This window comes from Martelella sp. HB161492 (assembly GCF_013184775.1).
In the GTDB taxonomy this organism is placed as follows: domain Bacteria; phylum Pseudomonadota; class Alphaproteobacteria; order Rhizobiales; family Rhizobiaceae; genus Martelella.
In genome coordinates, this window is the sequence record NZ_JAATVV010000015.1 from 1 (window position 1) to 17,101 (window position 17,101).

The 17,101-nt window shown below is 57.6% G+C and carries 12 protein-coding genes; all 12 read right to left on the reverse strand.

All coding sequences use genetic code 11. The features are described from left to right. The coding region (locus tag HCK86_RS20770; RefSeq protein ID WP_176086405.1) for an autotransporter outer membrane beta-barrel domain-containing protein at nucleotides 1–6,048 on the reverse strand (6,048 nt) is incomplete at its 3' end. Between the two features lie 377 nt (nucleotides 6,049–6,425). Beyond that, nucleotides 6,426–7,058: a hypothetical protein gene (locus HCK86_RS20775; protein ID WP_176086406.1), complete on the reverse strand. Its 633-nt coding sequence runs from the start codon at nucleotides 7,056–7,058 to the stop codon at nucleotides 6,426–6,428. 4 nt (nucleotides 7,059–7,062) lie between these two features. Beyond that, nucleotides 7,063–7,779, reverse strand: coding sequence for a glycosyltransferase family 2 protein (locus tag HCK86_RS20780; protein WP_176086407.1), 717 nt, complete (start codon nucleotides 7,777–7,779; stop codon nucleotides 7,063–7,065). Then, nucleotides 7,776–8,645, reverse strand: a complete 870-nt coding sequence (locus tag HCK86_RS20785) for a nucleotidyltransferase (protein ID WP_246739704.1) — start codon at nucleotides 8,643–8,645, stop codon at nucleotides 7,776–7,778. The genes HCK86_RS20780 and HCK86_RS20785 overlap by 4 nt, the downstream gene beginning before the upstream one ends. Next, complete coding sequence (locus tag HCK86_RS20790; protein ID WP_176086408.1) at nucleotides 8,576–9,352, reverse strand: glycosyltransferase family 2 protein; 777 nt, start codon at nucleotides 9,350–9,352, stop codon at nucleotides 8,576–8,578. Before HCK86_RS20790 ends, HCK86_RS20785 begins: the two co-directional genes overlap by 70 nt. After that, nucleotides 9,349–10,191 carry a class II aldolase/adducin family protein gene (locus tag HCK86_RS20795; RefSeq protein ID WP_176086409.1) on the reverse strand — a complete coding sequence of 281 codons (843 nt, stop codon included), beginning with the start codon at nucleotides 10,189–10,191 and terminating at the stop codon, nucleotides 9,349–9,351. Before HCK86_RS20795 ends, HCK86_RS20790 begins: the two co-directional genes overlap by 4 nt. Further along, nucleotides 10,181–12,331, reverse strand: a complete 2,151-nt coding sequence (locus tag HCK86_RS20800; RefSeq protein ID WP_176086410.1) for a hypothetical protein — start codon at nucleotides 12,329–12,331, stop codon at nucleotides 10,181–10,183. The genes HCK86_RS20795 and HCK86_RS20800 overlap by 11 nt, the downstream gene beginning before the upstream one ends. Beyond that, entirely contained in the window at nucleotides 12,328–12,723 is a 396-nt protein-coding gene (locus HCK86_RS20805) for a GtrA family protein (protein ID WP_176086411.1), read from the reverse strand. Before HCK86_RS20805 ends, HCK86_RS20800 begins: the two co-directional genes overlap by 4 nt. Next, nucleotides 12,720–13,394: an HAD family hydrolase gene (locus tag HCK86_RS20810; RefSeq protein WP_176086412.1), complete on the reverse strand. Its 675-nt coding sequence runs from the start codon at nucleotides 13,392–13,394 to the stop codon at nucleotides 12,720–12,722. Before HCK86_RS20810 ends, HCK86_RS20805 begins: the two co-directional genes overlap by 4 nt. A 336-nt stretch (nucleotides 13,395–13,730) precedes the next feature. Further along, entirely contained in the window at nucleotides 13,731–15,443 is a 1,713-nt protein-coding gene (locus HCK86_RS20815; RefSeq protein ID WP_176086413.1) for a hypothetical protein, read from the reverse strand. Between the two features lie 322 nt (nucleotides 15,444–15,765). Beyond that, on the reverse strand, nucleotides 15,766–16,149 hold the full coding sequence (locus HCK86_RS20820; RefSeq protein ID WP_176086414.1) for a VOC family protein: 384 nt from the start codon (nucleotides 16,147–16,149) through the stop codon (nucleotides 15,766–15,768). A 47-nt stretch (nucleotides 16,150–16,196) separates the two neighbouring features. Then, on the reverse strand, nucleotides 16,197–17,006 hold the full coding sequence (locus HCK86_RS20825) for an SDR family NAD(P)-dependent oxidoreductase (protein ID WP_176086415.1): 810 nt from the start codon (nucleotides 17,004–17,006) through the stop codon (nucleotides 16,197–16,199). Between the last annotated feature and the right edge of the window lie 95 nt (nucleotides 17,007–17,101).

The following is a 17,101-nucleotide window of genomic DNA, read 5'->3' on the forward strand; positions in this document are numbered from 1 at the left end:
CAGCGCCTTCTGCCCGCCGGTTGCAACCCCGCCCATGGAGCGGGTGAAGCCGTACTGATCGCCGGTCGGCTGCTGGATGGTGCTGCCGCCAAGTCCCTTGGCCCAGACGCAGGAGCCATCCGTCAGCATGATCCCGTCGCCCTCGAAGGCGGGGCAGGACAGCACGCTGCTGGCTGCGGCAATGGCGGAAGCGGGCGACAACGCCACGCCGGCGGCTGCCGTCTGCGAGGCGAGCTGCTGCAGATCGTCGGAGAGAGAGCTGGTGGTCGATTGCTGGAACGAGCCGAAGATCTGGCCGATGGTGATCTCGTCGGATGCGGTGGCTGAAGCCGTCTCGCCCGCCGAAAGGCGATCCCAGACCTCCTGCAGCCCGCGGGAAACCTCCGAGGCATTCTTGCCGAGCGACAGCCCGGTATCGGTGAAATGGGCGCTGTCGACCGAAAAGCCCTCCCAGCCATCACTACCCGTCGTCACATCGGTGAAGTCATAGATCAGCGATGACAGCACGGTGATATCGGCAAGATCCGTGCCCTCGACCTTGAGGAAGTCGGTGCGGGTGTTCGGAAGCAGCGACGTTGCATTGACATCCACGCCCCAGCTGCCGGCGAAATCGCCCTCAACCACCAGCGTGTCGCCGGTACCGCTCTCCATATCGACATCAAGGCCGGAGATCAGACCGCCACTGCTGGAAGTCGCTGTGCTCCAGTTTTTCACCGTCGAGCGGCTGTAATAGGTAAAGGCGGTAAAGGCGGCATCAAGGCCGAGCGTCTCGGCATCATAGGTGCTGCCGTAATCGGACGAGCCGATCCCGATGAGATCGCCGGAGAACACCGTCTGGATCACATGGCCTTCACCGCCGAGATTGATGGTGCCCGAATTCAGCACCGTATCAAGGCCGACGATGGAGCCGGTGACCAGCGTCGCTGCGCCGCGGTTGATCAGCAGCGAACTGCCCGAGGCGGCTGTTGTTGAAAGCGAGACAACGCCGTCGGCGGCCGCCACGGTGGTCGAATCATAATTGTCGGAGCTTGTCACGGTGCCTGCGACATTGGTGACGATATTGCCTGAAATCGTTCCGCTGTTGTCGAGCATGACCGTGCCGCCTGTGTCATGGGCCGCATAGATGGCGCCACCGGTTTCTGACGATGTGGTGCTGCCGCTGATCACGCCGGTGGAGCCGACCGTCACGGAAATGGCGCCATCCTGGGTCTGTGTCCAGACGGCCCATGAATTGTCCGATTTTACCTTGACGGTTCCATCGATGGTTATGGCAATGCTTGCATCGGCATTCGAACTGCTGTTGCGGTGCAGCGAACCGGCATAGGTCTTGCCGTTCTTCTGGAAAATACCGCCCGAACCGGCAATCGACTGGGCGATGATGCCGTCGGCATAGTCGCCGGTCGTTAAGATCGATGCGCCATCATCAACCGTCACGGTGACGGTTCCGGATGTGCCATTGGTATCGCCGCCAGCATAGCTGTAGCTGCTGTCGGAATTGCTGACGTAATAGGCATAGAGCCTGCCGGACGAAAGATCGGCAGCAAAGCCACCGCCGCCTGCGACCGACTGGGCAATGATGCCGGCCGCGCCATCGCCGCTGGTGGTGATGCTCCCGCCATCCTTGAGCGTGACGGTCACATCATCGCTGGAAGCGCGATGCTGTGACGTTTCAAAGCTGACAGAGGCGATACTGGTGCTGGAGGCAGACAGCATGCCGCCACCGCCGCCGATCGACTGGGCGACAATGCCGAAGGCGCGTGTGCCATAGGTGGTGATTGCGCCATAGCTGGTGACGTCGACGGTCCCGCCGTTCAGCGTGTCGGAATTCGTCTGATGCGAACTGGATCCAAGTGTCACCGAAATCACGTCGGAGATGGTGTCGTCATTTTCCGTCGCCGATGTGCCAAGCGCCGCAAGGATGATGCCGCCGCCAGCGCCGATGGACTGGCCGATGATGCCGCTGGAATTGTCGCCCTTGGTGGTGATGGTTTCGCTCTTGAGCAGGGTGACTTCGACTTTTCCGCCATAGCTTTCATCCGCGTCCGATTCCGTTGAACCCAGCGTCACGGCAAGCGATGTCGGCGCATAGCCGCTCATCACGCCGATGCCGCCGCCGCCGCCGATCGATTGGGCAATGACGCCGATGGAAGAAAAGCCTGAGGTGTAGATGTTCGAGACATAGGCATAGACGGAACCGCCTGTTCCGCCGGTTTCAGACGATGTCGTGCCAAGTGTCAGTTTGGCGCTGATGGTGCTGTCTTTGCTGATGACGGCGTCGAGTTCGAGCGACTGGTTTGAGGAAAGTGAAACCGAGCCACCGCCCGCGCCGATCGATTGCGCGACAACGCCGCTCGACAGGGCACCGGTCGTGGTGATGGTGCCATAGGCAAAATCGGTCTGATCCTTTTCGGGGAGGCCGAAGATCACGGTTCCGCCATTGCCGCCATTTCCCCCGGATGCAGCGACAGTTGCCGAAAGCGAGGTGTCGATATCAAGAGAGGCCTTGATGGTGACGCCATAGCTTTCGATCTTCTTCAGTTCCTTCTCTATGCCGAAGGAATGGGAAACCGATGACGTGCCGGAGCCGCCAATGCCGCCGCCGCCGCCGATCGACTGGACGACGACACCGCTGGAAGCATCCCCCGACGTGGTGATCTTGCCGGCATTCCAGGCATAGGCCTTGCCGCCGTCGCCGCCGGCGCCGCCTGTGCCGCCAACACCGATGTTGAGCGTCGTATCCGCATCGACATCGCCGTTGCCGGCCGCGCCGATCCCACCGCCACCGCCAATCGACTGGACGATCAGGGCTGCTGAATTATTGCCAGTGGTCTTAATCACGCCGCTGTCGGAGACGCCACCCTTGGCGGTGCCGCCCGAACTGCCCGTGCCGCCGGAGCCGCCGACCGAATAGGTCAGGGTGAAGGTGGAATCGCCGAACAGGCTGAGCGAGCTGCTTTCGCCAGTGCCGCCATTGCCGCCGCCGCCGCCGATGGACTGCACCAGTATGCCGGTGGCGAAGTCACCCGAAGTGGAGACCGTTCCGAGATTATGGGCATAGGCGAAGCCGCCTTCGCCACCGTTGCCGCCCGTGCCGCCGATCGAATTTTCGATGTTGAGGGTCACGGATTTGTCTTCGGCTGCCTTTTCGAATTCGGCCCAGCCGCCGCTCAGTTTTTCCACGACGCTGGCCAGCGTGGCTGTGCCGGAGGCCGCCGTGGAATCACCACCATTGCCGCCGCCGCCGCCGATCGACTGCACCACCAGGCCTTCCGCGCCGTCGCCGGTGGTCGTGATGGATGCGCCTTGCTCAACCCATGCTTCAGCCTTGCCGCCATTGCCGCCATTGCCAGCATTGCCGCCTTGCGATGTTGCGACCGAAAGCGCGAATGTGTTGCCTTCGGGATCGATCGGAATGCCGACGGCAAGCGACTTTGCCACGGACGATCCGCCTTCGCCGCCGCCGCCACCGATCGACTGGACCAGGACGCCGGTCGAATCCGTGCCGCTTGTCGCAATCTTCCCGCCGACATGGGCATAGGCATCGCCGCCATTGCCGCCATCACCACCGGTTCCACCCAGGGCGAAGGAAAAGGACCAGCCGACCGCGTAGGTGTGCGACTTTGCTGTGCCGCCGGAGCCGCCGCCGCCGCCGATCGACTGTACGATGATGGCCGTTGCATTGTCGCCCGACGTCGAAACCGAGCCACCGCTGGTCTTCTCATAGGTCGCCGTGCCGCCATCACCGCCGGAGCCGCCGGATCCACCAACCGCAGCACTAACATGGGTGAAGATCGACCAGGCTGATGCCTTGCCGCCAGCGCCGCCACCGCCACCGATCGACTGGATGATCACGCCTGATGCATAGTCGCCAGAGGTGGTGATCGCCGCGTTGTTATAGACGTAGGCATCACCGCCATCACCGCCCGAGCCGCCAGAACCGCCAACGGCGATAAAGAACCCGCTTTTGTTGCGGCCGGTGCCGCCGCCGCCGCCGATCGACTGGGCGACAATGCCATGCGCTTCAGATCCATAGGTCGTGAGCGCGGCATAGTTCTTGACGGTGACCGTCGCGCCGTCTGAGCCATCGCCGCCCGAGGAGCCGGAGCCGCCAATGCCGCCGATTGCACCCGATCCGGTATTGTCGCCGCCGCCGCCGCCGATCGACTGGGCGAGAATGGCGATGCCGCCGCCGAGTGAGACATTGTCGTCATCGCTGGTGTCGGTGTTGGACGCGGAATAGCCGCCATGGGTAGTGATCGCACCCTTGTTGATGACAGTAACATTGGCGCCATCGGCACTGCCGGCTGAACCGCCAACATTTTGATAGGTGGAGCTGGACGTGATCGCATTATAGCTGTCAGTCGACAGCTTGGAGGTTGATACCAGAAGGCCGCCGCCGCCGCCGATCGACATGGCGACGATACCATGGGAATCGACGCCGTCGGTTACAATCGTGCCGCTGTTGTAGACATAGACGTCGCTGCTGGTATTCGAGGCGATGTTGCTATCGCCCCAGGTGAAGTCGCTGTCGCCGGACCAGGCGTAAACGCCACCGCCAGCACCGGCCGAAATGGCGACAATGCCGTTTGAATTGCTGCCCTCGGTGGTGATGGAGAAGTCGTTCTTGACGGTCACTGCACCGGCCGTACCCCCGGTGTTGCTGGAGGAGGCCTGAGAGGCGATGCGACCGAGGCCGCCCAGTGAGACTGCTTTGATGCCGCTTGACGAGGCACCGTAGGTCTTGATGCTGCCAGCACCGGTCAGCGTGACGGTTACGTTGCCGGATGCGCCGCCCTGTTGGCCGCCGTCATAGCCGTTCTGGCTGGTGCCGCCATAGCTTGCAGCCAGAATGCCGTCTGAGTTGTCGCCAAGTGTTTTCAGCAGCGTCGCCGATGTACCATAGACGAGCACTGTCACATCGGCGCCGTCACCGCCATCGAAGTCAACGCCTGAGCCATTGGTGGTCGTCAATCCCCAGCCGCCGCCGCTGATCGCGGTAATCGCCGCGCCGCTGTCGCGATCTTCCGATTCCCAGGTCCTGGCGATTTTTCCCGACGCTGTGGTGGTGATCGAACCGGCAAAGGCCTGGCTGGAGGAGCCCAGGGTTACACTCACCGTGCCAGCCTGTCCGCCGATGCCGCCATTCATCGTCAAGCCGGGAGCGCCGGTGCTTTTCAGCCCGTTTCCGCCGTAAGAGGCTGCAAATATGCCACCGCCGGCAACTGTCGAGGCAATCGTTTCGACATCGCCGGTGACCGTAATCGTCACCGTTCCGCCGGTGCCGCCCGTGCCGCTATTGGCGGAAGCGCCAGCGCGGCTGATGGCAAGAATGGCGGTATTGTCAGCCGAGATCGAGGCGCTGTCGGTGATCGTTATCGTTCCGGCAGAGCCGCCATTGGCGTCGTCATAGGGGCTGCCACCGGCACTGATGGCATAAATGCCATTGCCGACAGTGTTGGTGATGTCACCGCTATTGGTGATCGTGATGTTGCCGCCATCGCCGCCATTGCTAACCTTGTGCTTCCCGTAATATTTGGAGTTGCCGCCAACCGAAACGACCCGGATCGCGTCAGATTGCTTACGCTTGGCGTCGAAATAATTCGTCCCATAGGGCGGATCAAACGATATCAGCGGCGAGACGGTTGCCGCTTCGGTAATATCGATCGTGGCGTCATTGGTGAACGAAATATTCAGGCCGGGAATGGGTTTCTCAGGCGGCCAGTAATAGCCGGTCTTGTAGTCATAGGGATTGGAGTAGAAAGTCAGCGCGCCGCCATAGACATATTGAGGCGTCGTGACCGTGCTGCCCGAGGGAATTGTGCAGCTGTAGACGCTTGTCGCCTGGGTCCCGTCAAACACATCTGCATGGGGGATCGAAGACGGATTACAGCTCGCCTGGGCATAGGCGCGCGAATAAAAGCCGCGACTGTAGAAAGGCAATGGTACACCGGCCAGCGTGCCTGCAAGCGCCGTGGTCTGGAATAACAGGGAAGATGCAATGAAGCTGAGGCGACGCTTTCTGACCGGGCGCTCGCTGAGCGGTTTCAAGTCATTGTCTTGGGTGGGCGAAGAAGATGAGGTTTGACCTTTATACCGCAACAGTTCTGCCACGCGATTCCCCTGATTATGGCCGTAATATGTTTCGCTGCAGCATATGTTAAGTTTTGTTTACATGTCAGACTTTTTTTGAATACTCGCCGTACTGAAAACCGGATCATTTGAAATTGGCGTTATTCTTTTCTTTTTCCAGCTGGGGGAAGGCGTGGGGCGATTAAGGCTTCAAGCTTGAGGATGCCCGGATGATGTTGTTCCGGAGCCGACTTAAAACTAGAGTGCCGTGCGTCCTTTTTGACGCACGGCACTCTATCTTATTGAATCTACACATTGTTTTTTCGAAAATCGATTCCGACTTTCGAGCCGATGCGCTAGAGCCAAAGCTCCGGCATTTTTGTGCAAACCATGTCCGGTCTGAACCCGCCGGCCTCGAGCTTGTCGAGTTTGTCAAGAAACGCCTCGATCTTCGGCTGCCAGCAATCTGGCCGGTCAACGTGATGAAGCTCTGGGGAAACCTGACACAACTTGAAACCGGCATCTCTCAGTCGCAGAAGCGCGTCATGCGCCAAAGGTTCGCCCGTAAAGCTGTCTACCCAAATCCAGTCGACCCGCTTGTCCTCCTTCTTCAGATAGTCCTGAAGGCGCAGGGCGGTCTCGATGCTTTCAAACTCCGATACGCGAACTGCAAAATTGGGCAGCCCCTGCAGCGCGAATTTGCGGATAAAAGGCAGGCTTTCATCAAGGATGAAATAGTCTTTCACGCCATATTTCTCAAAGAGTTCCAGAAGTTTAGGCTCGAGGCCTTCCTCCTTGACATTGGCAATCATGAAGTGATGGTGGTAGGAAGCCAGCCATTCCTCAAAATTCACTGCAGCATCGTTGAAAGGATCGTGGAACACGATCAGTTCCTTGCCATGATTGCGCAGGTCTATCTCAACGCCATATTCCGGCTTGGTCTGCTGCAGCTCGGCAACAGAATTGCGACGATGGTGAATGATGATCATGGATCTAGTCCTGTTTCCTCAGCGAATCCCGGAATTCGAAAATATAGGCGAAGGTTCTGCGAATGAGCTTTATCCGGGTCTTCCAGTTGCCGCCGCCCTTGGCCTCACCGAAGCGCCTTTCTGCGAAAAAGACAGGAACTTCCAATATCTTGTAGCCATTGGTGACGGCCTGATAGAGCAAAAAGAGATCGAGTGAAAAGTCGTGCGGAGCGCGCTCTTTGACAAAGGTCTCGTAAAACGGTCGGGTGAACACTTTGGGTTGTGCATTGACATCGGAGAGGTGCACGCCAAGCACCATGGATGCGACCAGCTGCATTCCGAACGTGAAAAACTCCTCCAGCTTCTTACGGTTCTGGCGTTTTCCTTTCACGATGATCTTGGCGTCTGCTTGCGCGCTCAGCAAGTCGAAAGCCTTGATAACGTCGTAAGGATCCGTCTGCATGTCTGCATGTGTCCATGCCAGAACATCAGCGTCACTGGCGGCAAGTCCGCTCAGAATTCCGTAGCCATAGCCCTGATTGACGGGCACATGAATGCTGCGGATGAAATCCTTCTCGTTAAGCTCTGCAGCGAGAACCTGCTGCGAGTTGTCGGTCGAGCCGTTGTCGACGAGAATGACCTCAACATCACTCCGCTGTCCGATGGTTTCGCGCAAACGCGACACGATGAGCGGGATGTTCTGGCTCTCATTGTAGCTGGGAATGATAATGGCAAGCTTCATGAAACCCACGGTTCCTTCTTTGCAAACTCTTCCCAATAGCGAATGGTATTCTCATAATTCTCGTATTCTGCAGGCGTTCCCCAGCAGACATAGCGGGAAATCTCGGTGACCCGGACATCACAGCCGCGGTTCACGAGATATTTGAAATTCTGATCAACGTAGAACTCGCCGTTGATGCGATCGTTTTCGGCAATCATTGCTTCGCTCGCCTCAATGAACAGCCTTCCGGTCCTGTACCAGAAGGTGCCGACGACGGCATGATCATTCATCGGTGTATCGCTGATTGGCTGCTTGATCGAAACGCCCGTAACCTGCTCTTCCGCGACCTTGACCCATCCATATGCCTTGGGATTTTCCAAAACGGCGTCATTGTTTCTGAAGGTAAAAATCAGTGCGTCGGCATTATTGCACTGCTCTTCGAAATGCTCACGAGAGATGTCCATGCCGTTATCGCAGGCCGCAATGAGCAGTGGAGCGTCGTTGTCGATATAGGATCGGGCCAGCAGGCAGGTGCTGGCCTGACCTTCGGTCAGCGCGCTGATAGAGACGAAATGCGCGCGCGGAAACCGTTTCAGAAGTATCTGATCGACACCTGCCTCAAGATGAAAATCGCGCACGACGAAAATCAGATTGTTCTCAGGATCGTCCAGATCCACCGGCAGATCTTCAGCAGCAGCCACCACCATCGGCACGGTCTTGTTGACCCAGCGACTGCTGACCGGAATGACCGGCTTATGCTGCTTGTAGCCCGCATCAATGAAGCGCGATCCTGCGCCAGCCATGGGAATAAGGATGTTCATGCTTGGCGCCTCCGCACCACGTCCTGCCAGTAGAGATATTCGTTGAGGTCCTCGGGCGTGCCCCATTGGCAGAAATGCTGGACGTTTGCAGGAACAGCCACAGCCAGCCCGTCCCGGACCAGATGGTTGTAGACCATGCTGACATAATACTCGCCGTTCAGGGCATCATCAGCCTGCATGAGCTTGTTGCAATAGTCCTTCATGATCCGCCCTGAGCCGAAATAATATACGCCGGGAGAATGGAGCGCCTTGGTCTTGTCCTTCTCGAAAGAGTATTTTTCGCGAATTTCCTCAAGCAGGCCGTCTGCATTGACACGGCAGGAGGCATAAAGGTTCTTCGCTGGCAGAAGGTGTGGATGAAAGCCCGTATAGCAAGGGATTGCGCCGGCATAATTGCCCCGCCGCAAGTCGTCCTTGAAGCCTTTGTAGTCCCATTGCATGTAGAAGTCGCAATAGCTGACCAGAACCGGGCGATCATCATCGATGTGATCGGCAGCCTGCATCAGGGCTGCGACCGGACCGAGCTTCGCGCCTTCAATCGCGTGAATACGAGCATCGGGCTTCAGCGTTTCCAGTGTTGCCCGCATGGCGGTTTCATTGAGGTGCTGTTCTCGGCAGATAAATAAGGGAGCGTCCTCCCCCGGAAACATGCGAAGCACCCATTCGATCATCGGACGACCATGCACCTTGATGAGCGGCTTCGGATCTTTATACCCCGCTCTCACAAAGCGGGACCCCAGCCCGGACATCGGGATTACCAACTGCAAATTCATGATCCAGATACTTTCTGCCTATATTTTTCAGATTCCATCTGAAGCAGCCGGTTCCTTTCGGCATCTTCCAGGAATTTCAGTGTCAATCCGATCTTCGGGATGAAACAGGCAAGGAACTGCACGGCCTGCCTTGTCTCAATCCCGGCTCGCGTCTGCTGCAGCGCGGCATTGCTATGATAAACGGCCTGATCGGGGAACAGCAGCCCGTCAACGGCAACAGTTTCGCAAACGGGGAAATCCAGGGCGGTATCAAAATGCGCCCGAATGGTTTCGTTGACCTTTTCATGCAGCGCGAGCGCCGCATCCTCGCTGTCCGCACTCACGATCAGCCCATGATTTTCCAAAAAGAGAATTCCTGGATGCGTGTCATCCGCCAGGACCGCAATTTTCTTGGTCAGGTCCAGGCCTGGTGTCGCGTAGGGAACCCAGAGCATGTCAGGAAAAAGCGCTGACGCCAGTTCTTCGCCTTCCTGCGAGCAATTCAGCAGATTGGCCCAGACCGAATGGCTATGCAGCACGCAGCGGCCGAGAATGGCGTGGAAGCCTGTCTCGATGGAGGATCTGATGGATGGGGTGTCCGACCATGAGCACGCCGTCATCAGCGCCGAATAGTCGTCCTCGCTCATACAGTTTGCGACGTCGCGTTTCATCCGCTGCCAGTCCACAGGTATGAAACCGGTTTCGGCGGAAATCCCGTCCAGCAACCGCCCGGAGGCCTTTACATACATGGTGCGCTCGTCGGTCTTGATCGACGTGTTGCCGCCGCCGCCCTGAACATAGCCGGTGTTCGAGCCCAGATACCGCGAAACATCGACGAGCTTTTGGATATCAGATGCCATTATCAGCCTCCCAGTCGCTGAAGATACAATAGCTTGCGATCAACTGAATGACACCTTGCCAACCCCCTTCCCAGGCGGGATCATATATCCCGAATTGCTGCAGTCCCTTTACGTGCTTTTCACCCAGAGCCGCGATATCCTCCAGCTTTGGTGGCGTGTCGAATTCGATGACCTGGGAGTCGTTCTCGTCATAGTAATGGTGAACTGCGCCTGGATGTGCGTCCATGAGATCCGAAACAACCGGATCAAGGAAATAGGCGTTGGAAAGCGACAGCCGCAGCCATTCGTGGACTTCATAGTCCTTGTTGCCGATCTGGTCTTCCGGAATTTCCTCCTGCAGCATGAAGGAAATGATGATATCGGCATAGCCTTCCTGCTTGATAATGTACTTTTCGGAATCCCCGCGTCGTTGCCGGATTGACGCAAGGACCTCTTCCCTGGGGTAATTGCGATTCTCCATATCCCGTAACACCTTGCGGTGAAGCAGAAGTGTGTGGTCCGGCTTCATGAAGATTTTCAGATCAAAGAGATCGCGTGCCGGCTTCAGGTAGAAGGAATGCAAGCCCTCAAGGATCATCACCGGCCGTGGGTTGACCGGAAGTTCATCCGTGAAGCGACCGGTATCATGGTCATAATGCCGGCGCCGGATCAGCTTGTTTCGCCGAAGCTGCTTCAGGTAAACGAGCTCATGATGCAGTTCATTTGCCCGCGGATCCAGATGAGTCAATTCGCTCCAGCGTTTATGCCCTCTCTGCCACTTGTGCATGTCGTCGCCGCAGATCACCCCGAGAAGGTTCAGGCCGAACAGGTTCTGAAGGCTATCGGAAACCGTAGACTTGCCGGATCCAGAATCTCCGGCGACACCCAGCATGAACGGTCGGGCGATGAGTTTGCTGCTCTGCGGAACATGAATGCCCCTGAAATACATCACCACGCTGCTAAGCAGCAGAAATGTCTGCAGTCCGGTGAAAGCGAGATTCACGAACAGCTCCGGATCCCAGCCGCGCCGGGCAAGCGCGGCATAGGCCGACGGAACGGTAGGCAAGCCCTTAATCTGCAGCAGCTGCGTGAAGTCTGAATTCGGTATCAAACCAAAATAGAGAAAATAGGACCCCTGCAGAGCAACGATCAGCAACTGGTACGGATAGGGAATGCGAGCGTAAAAATAGGCAAAGAACGGGATAACCCAGAAATACCAGCCCTGGGAAGGCGGCACGAACAGCAGAATGATGCTGCAGGCAAAACCGACGAATATCAGGAACAGATCCCTGTTCCGAATATGGATATGGCTGGAATATATGATCAGTCCCGTCAGGACGGACGGAATGATGTAGAAGTGTAGGTCCTGATAACCCGTTGAAATTGCAGCGAGTCCTACCTTGTTCTGCTCGGGGTTCAAGAACACCATGCCGATGAAGCTGCTGCTGGTCAGAAATGGCAGGTTCAAGATGATGAATACTGCGGCCGAGATCAGAAGATATTTGGCGATCGTCGAGCCACGCTGCGCATTCTGCCAAAGATAGACCAGAATGAAGGGCAGCATCAAAAACATGTGCGTTTTGGCACTGATCGCCAGTCCGAACAGGATCGCGGAAGCCAGGGGGCGCCTGGAAAAGAGGAAGTAGGCGGACAAGAGTGCCAATGCCATCGGAATAGCATCAAGCTGTCCATGCAGGTAGCTGATGTAGAACAGGACTGGGCTGGCCCAATAGAGCCAAAGCAATACCTTCACTTTCTGTCGCAGCCATCGGCAAAGAACGAGCAATATTGCCAGATCAGCCAGGAGGAGAGGGATGCGATAGACGAAGAGCAGGAAATTCTCGTTTTCGGAGGTCAGCCCAACAAGTGAAAGCAGCCAACGCGGGAATGCCATAATATAGAGCATCGCCGCCGGATAAGGGAAATTCAGCACATCTCCCCTGGACCAGAAGGTATGATAAGGGTTCCGTGTCGGGTCGGCGACAAAAGCTTCCAGAAACGGAATGAAAAGACCGGTCAGATAGCTGGATCCGAAGAGGCAGGATGCAACAATCTTGATGACCAGAACGGACCAGAAAACCTTCGATCGGATAACGGCCCGAGTCCAGTTCATTATGCGCGCACTGAAGTGCGTGTTTGCTGCTGCTGCCTTTTCGATCATGGCTGAGCTCTGAATACCAACAACCGCGTTCCGAGGAAATTTGTGCAGGTCGTAAGGCAGATCGTGATCAAATTGCCTAAAAGCGGATCCAAGCCAAATACCTCCACCAGCAACCTGAAAAAGGCTATCCCAAGACCAAGAGATACCATGTAAACGGCGACATATTTCGAAACCACCGCGAGGGTGGAGGCTTCGCGCACCTGGAATGTCCAGATTTTGTTGAATATGTAACCGAAACCCAAACCCGCCAGAAAGCCCACCACGAATGCCAGAGAATAGTCGGTGCCGGCAAGCTCAAATAGTACATAAAAAAAACAATAGTTGATAACTGTTGATGCCCCGCCCACGATCAGGAATCTGAGGAGCGGAGAACTGGGAATACTTTTAATCACGCGGCCGCCATTTCATTAAGATCTACCCGATAGCCCCGAATCCCGAGAGACAAAGCGCCTCTCACATCCTTTTTGAAGCTGTCTCCCAACATGATTGCGTCACGCGCATCAATGCCAAGCTTCTGTAAAGCCAGACTGAACATTCGGGCGTCAGGTTTCTCAGCGCCAACTTCTTCTGAGGTGACAAGCTGGTCAATAAATTTCCCGATACCGAGACGGTCGATCTTTCTGATCTGCACATGGGCTGTCATGTCGGTCACAATACAGACAGGGAGTTGCAGTTCCTTGCATCTTGCCAGAAAACCGAGAGCGGAGGCATGGGGTGTCATAACGGACAGAAATGTGTCCCAATAGACCTGATCCAGAGTGAACGCCTGTTCAAAAGGCTTTCTACAGTTGAGGTCTTCGCACATCATTTGAAAGGCGAAAAGCCTTGAGCGGCAGGCACCCTGACCAGCGAGACGTTTCGTCACCGCCGTCCGGCACGCTCTGTATGTGTTGAAGTAGTCATCCTTGGACAGTCCGAGATTGTCTCGTGAAAATGCGGCATCCAGCGCTGAAGCGTGGCAGGGGTCATAGCGGTAGATTGTGTCGTCCAGATCAATCAGAACGCCTCGAACCCCTTCAAGAGCGATATCATCAAATGCAACGGTCCTATCCTTGCATTCCATTCTCGTCCTCCGCATCGCGCTTTCTTTTGATATAGGCAATGATCCGGGCGCTTTGGCCCGTTTGACAGCATTTTCAAGGTTTAGCTAGCTTTTAAACTCAGTTGACCGCCAAGTCATTATGCCTCTTTGCAGGTTTTAGGTTCAAGCGCCGAATGTTGCCGGTCTTCGTTGCAGCCTTATGACGACATCTCGTTCGTCCGTTGACATGCTCGCATGATCGACGACGTCCAGAAAAATGCGCACCGCCAGGCATGCCATGACTGTCGATGCCAAAAGCCATGCTGCTTGGCCGGCCCCCCTGCTGTAACCGAAGGGAAGACGCTTGCCTTGCCTCGTTCACTCGCTCCCGTTCCGTCCGAAAACGAAGCTATAGGGAATTTTCGAATTCTGATCGCGCATTATCTGCACAGGCCTGTCGGGGATCAGCTCAATACTGCGGACATCGGGCACTGGCTTATCGAATGGAATGAACAGCACCCCGCCATTCCCTCCTTTGACCTTGGCATAAAGCGGACCGCGGGCATCAATGGCCTGTCCGTTGACGAGAATGTCGAAGCGCATTGTTTCATCGAAGGCACCGACTGTCCTGACATAGAGTAGAAAGCCCATGACCTCGGCTCCGGGTGCAAGGCGCTGTGTCATGTCGAACTGCATCGGCTGTTCCGGGCTTGCCGTCCCTTCCCAAACCAGCCGGCTCTCGACCGGCGCAGAATCGAGCAGCGCGCAGCCTTTTGTCGAATATGGTGCGTGGAATGTATAGGGTGTGGGAATACAGAAAGCCCGGCCATCCGGGAACTCCACGGAGCGCCAACCATCCTGCCACATCGACGCTGTGGCCTCCGCCCGGTACATCAAATCGGGCGGGGCGATTGACCGGCTCCAGCCGTGCAGCATCGCGAAGGCCAGAACCAGCGGCACGACCCGGGCAAAACCGGGCGCCAGCGGTCCGAGACGACGCGCCAGGCCAGACATCAGGGCATCGACCAGTGCCATGAACAGAACCAGCACGAATCCGTAAACGGGAAACACATGGTAGAACAGCATTCCGTCCGTGGTGAGGGCTGCCCAGTTCAGGAAACGTGTGACCACCATCGCCGCCGCTCCGGCATAGGCCAGGCATATGATCCACGTGCCGAACAGCCCCAGGGCTACGGGGCCACGCCTCAGGTTCACCGCGACAGCGAGTATCAACAGCGCTGCGCCGGCCAGTGCCGCAGCAATGGCAGACAGCCCCTCGACGCCGAGAAGCTGCATCAGTGCAGTGCCAGGAATGGCCAGGCCGGTGGCCAAACGCTCTGGCAGCGTGATGGCCGGGTTCGACAGCCAGGAGCTCATGCCCGGATTGCGGACCGCCACCGTGACGGCAACAGCAAGATTTGCGAGTGTCAGCAGGATCATGATGCCGGCCAGCAGGCGTCCGGTCCCGCGCTGCCGCACAAAGGCCAGCACCTGCAGCGGCAAGGTAATTACCGACAGAATCTTGGTAAGCGAGAGCACGCAGGCAACCATGAGAAGTCGTTCGATCCGCTGCCCCCGCCCCTGGCAGGCGAGTGCAAGGATCAGCGTCATGGCGAAGATCTGTGCATATCCAACATTGTAGACGAAGCGCAGCTGATGATTGCCGATCGTGACCAGGATAACGACGGCGAGCCAGCGCAGCCCGTCAGAACGCACCAGTGCACGAAAGATATTGAGCGCCAGAAGCCCGAGCAGCGCTCCTCGTAGCAGCGCACCGATGACCTGGTAGAAGAGACCCGCCTCGGCAGGCCTGATGTGCAGAAACTCGCCCACTCCGGCCAGCAGGCGCGGGATGAGGGAGATGTAGTTGAAATCCGGCCTGAAGATGGTGCGCAGTCCGTTCCACTCCGCATCCCTGAAAAAGGCCAGCTGGTCGGAAAACAGAGCCGTGCCGGGCTCGAAGAGCTCCGGGTAGCGCAGGTAATCGAGGAACAGTGTGCCAGCGGCGCAGGCTAGAACGATCGCAAACGCATAGCGGGTTCCGAACTCTGCCCGGTCAAAGTCGACCGGTGACAGGATATCCCGTAGCAACCTGAAAACTCGCCGTTGTTCGGTTGCGGCTTGCCTTTGCATGTTGCGCGTCCTCTCACATGCCATTGCGGTGATTCTGAAGCGCAAGTTATCTCAGATTGATGCGGGCGCACAATGTGACTTTCTCATGATTCGAATAGCTAAATACGGTTTCTACTGCTGAAAGCGCAGTATACCGTTTCATCGCCGTTCAGACAGAAAGGTCTCCTCAGATAAAGACGGCAGAAATGGCGATGGAATAGGCTCGCGTATCGCAGCCGCCCTCGGTATCCGTTTTCGTCTCAGAATAGTGACGAAGCTCTCTGCCTGATGGCCCGCAGGCTCATGCGGGGCCCTGAAAGACCGCTTCGATGTTATTTCCGGCCGGGTCGATAATGAAGGCCGCGAAATAGGCATCGTGATACTTCACGCGTATGCCCGGTCCGCCGTTGTCCACGCCGCCGGCGGTCAGGGCGGCTGCATGAAAGGCCACGACCTGCGCGCGGTCGCAGGCGCGAAAGGCCAGGTGAACCGGCGTCGGCTCTGCCCCTGGCGCCCCGCCGATGAAGAACTCGGCACGGTCGCGTCCAAAGCCGGCAATACCGCCCTCGGGTCGATCAACGAAGAACTTCCGCTCAATGCCCAGGGGCGCGAGTGCCGCTTCGTAGAAGCGCTGCATTTCCGTCAGGCGGGTAGTCTTGAGGCTGACGTGATCGAAGATGCTCATTTCGGTTTCCTCTCGTTCATTGTTTATGCGGGCCTGCACGCAAGGGGTCAGGTCGTCGGCAGCATTCCGCCGTCGAGGCGGAGGTTCGAACCGGTGATGTATGCGGCGCGCGGACTTGCCAGGAAGGCGATGGCATCGGCAATCTCATCCAACGTGCCGACCCGTCCGACGGGAACCTCGGCGAACAGCGGCAGGACTTCGGCTTCGATCTCTTTCCATGGCGCATCAGGTGATAGGTTCCTCTTCCGCGCGGCTGCGCGAAACGCCTTGTCGAGCTTTTCGCTGTGGATCGTGCCGGGCGACACGGTGTTCACCGTTATCCCCTCGGCGGCCACTGCCTTGGCCATGGAGGCCGACATTGCCAGCATTGCCGCCTTGGCAGCAGAATAATCCGGGTTCACCGCCGGTGGCATCAGGCCGGCGAGACTGGAGATATTGATGATCCGTCCCCACCGGGCGTGGCGCATCGGCGGCAGCACCGCCTTTGCCAGGCGCATGGCGGCGAGCACGTTGGCATCATAGGTCGATGCCCATGCTGCGGCCTCGGTCGTGCTCCAGTCGGAGCCACCACCCGAACCACCGGCGTTGTTGACGAGGATCTCAATGTCGCCGACAGCTGTGCGGGTCTCGGCCAGCATTGCATCAATCTGCCTTTCGTCAGTGAGGTCGCCGCTGATTGCATGGGCGGCTCCACCGTCCGCCTCAATCTGCCCGGCGACACTGCGGGTCAGGTCCGGGTCGCGCCCGTGGACGATGACAATTGCCCCCTCCCGGGCCAGCCCGCGTGCAATTCCGGCGCCGATGCCCTTGCTGCTGCCGGTTATCAGGGCAATCTTGCCCTTCAGGTCTAGATCCATGATCTGGCTCCTCTTGTCTTACGTCGGTGATGTAGGAGTGCTGTGATGGCTGGCGCAAGAACGCACTAAAAGGTGCCTATCAGTGAACTGGACAG

What these genes read in the sequence shown, in the direction of transcription:
- HCK86_RS20775 (WP_176086406.1), bottom strand. Translation starts at nt 7,058, where the DNA reads ATGATCATCATTCACCATCGTCGCAATTCTGTTGCCGAGCTGCAGCAG.
- HCK86_RS20780 (WP_176086407.1), bottom strand. Translation starts at nt 7,779, where the DNA reads ATGAAGCTTGCCATTATCATTCCCAGCTACAATGAGAGCCAGAACATC.
- HCK86_RS20785 (WP_246739704.1), bottom strand. Translation starts at nt 8,645, where the DNA reads ATGGGGCACGCCCGAGGACCTCAACGAATATCTCTACTGGCAGGACGT.
- HCK86_RS20790 (WP_176086408.1), bottom strand. Translation starts at nt 9,352, where the DNA reads ATGAATTTGCAGTTGGTAATCCCGATGTCCGGGCTGGGGTCCCGCTTT.
- HCK86_RS20795 (WP_176086409.1), bottom strand. Translation starts at nt 10,191, where the DNA reads ATGGCATCTGATATCCAAAAGCTCGTCGATGTTTCGCGGTATCTGGGC.
- HCK86_RS20800 (WP_176086410.1), bottom strand. Translation starts at nt 12,331, where the DNA reads ATGATCGAAAAGGCAGCAGCAGCAAACACGCACTTCAGTGCGCGCATA.
- HCK86_RS20810 (WP_176086412.1), bottom strand. Translation starts at nt 13,394, where the DNA reads ATGGAATGCAAGGATAGGACCGTTGCATTTGATGATATCGCTCTTGAA.
- HCK86_RS20820 (WP_176086414.1), bottom strand. Translation starts at nt 16,149, where the DNA reads ATGAGCATCTTCGATCACGTCAGCCTCAAGACTACCCGCCTGACGGAA.
- HCK86_RS20825 (WP_176086415.1), bottom strand. Translation starts at nt 17,006, where the DNA reads ATGGATCTAGACCTGAAGGGCAAGATTGCCCTGATAACCGGCAGCAGC.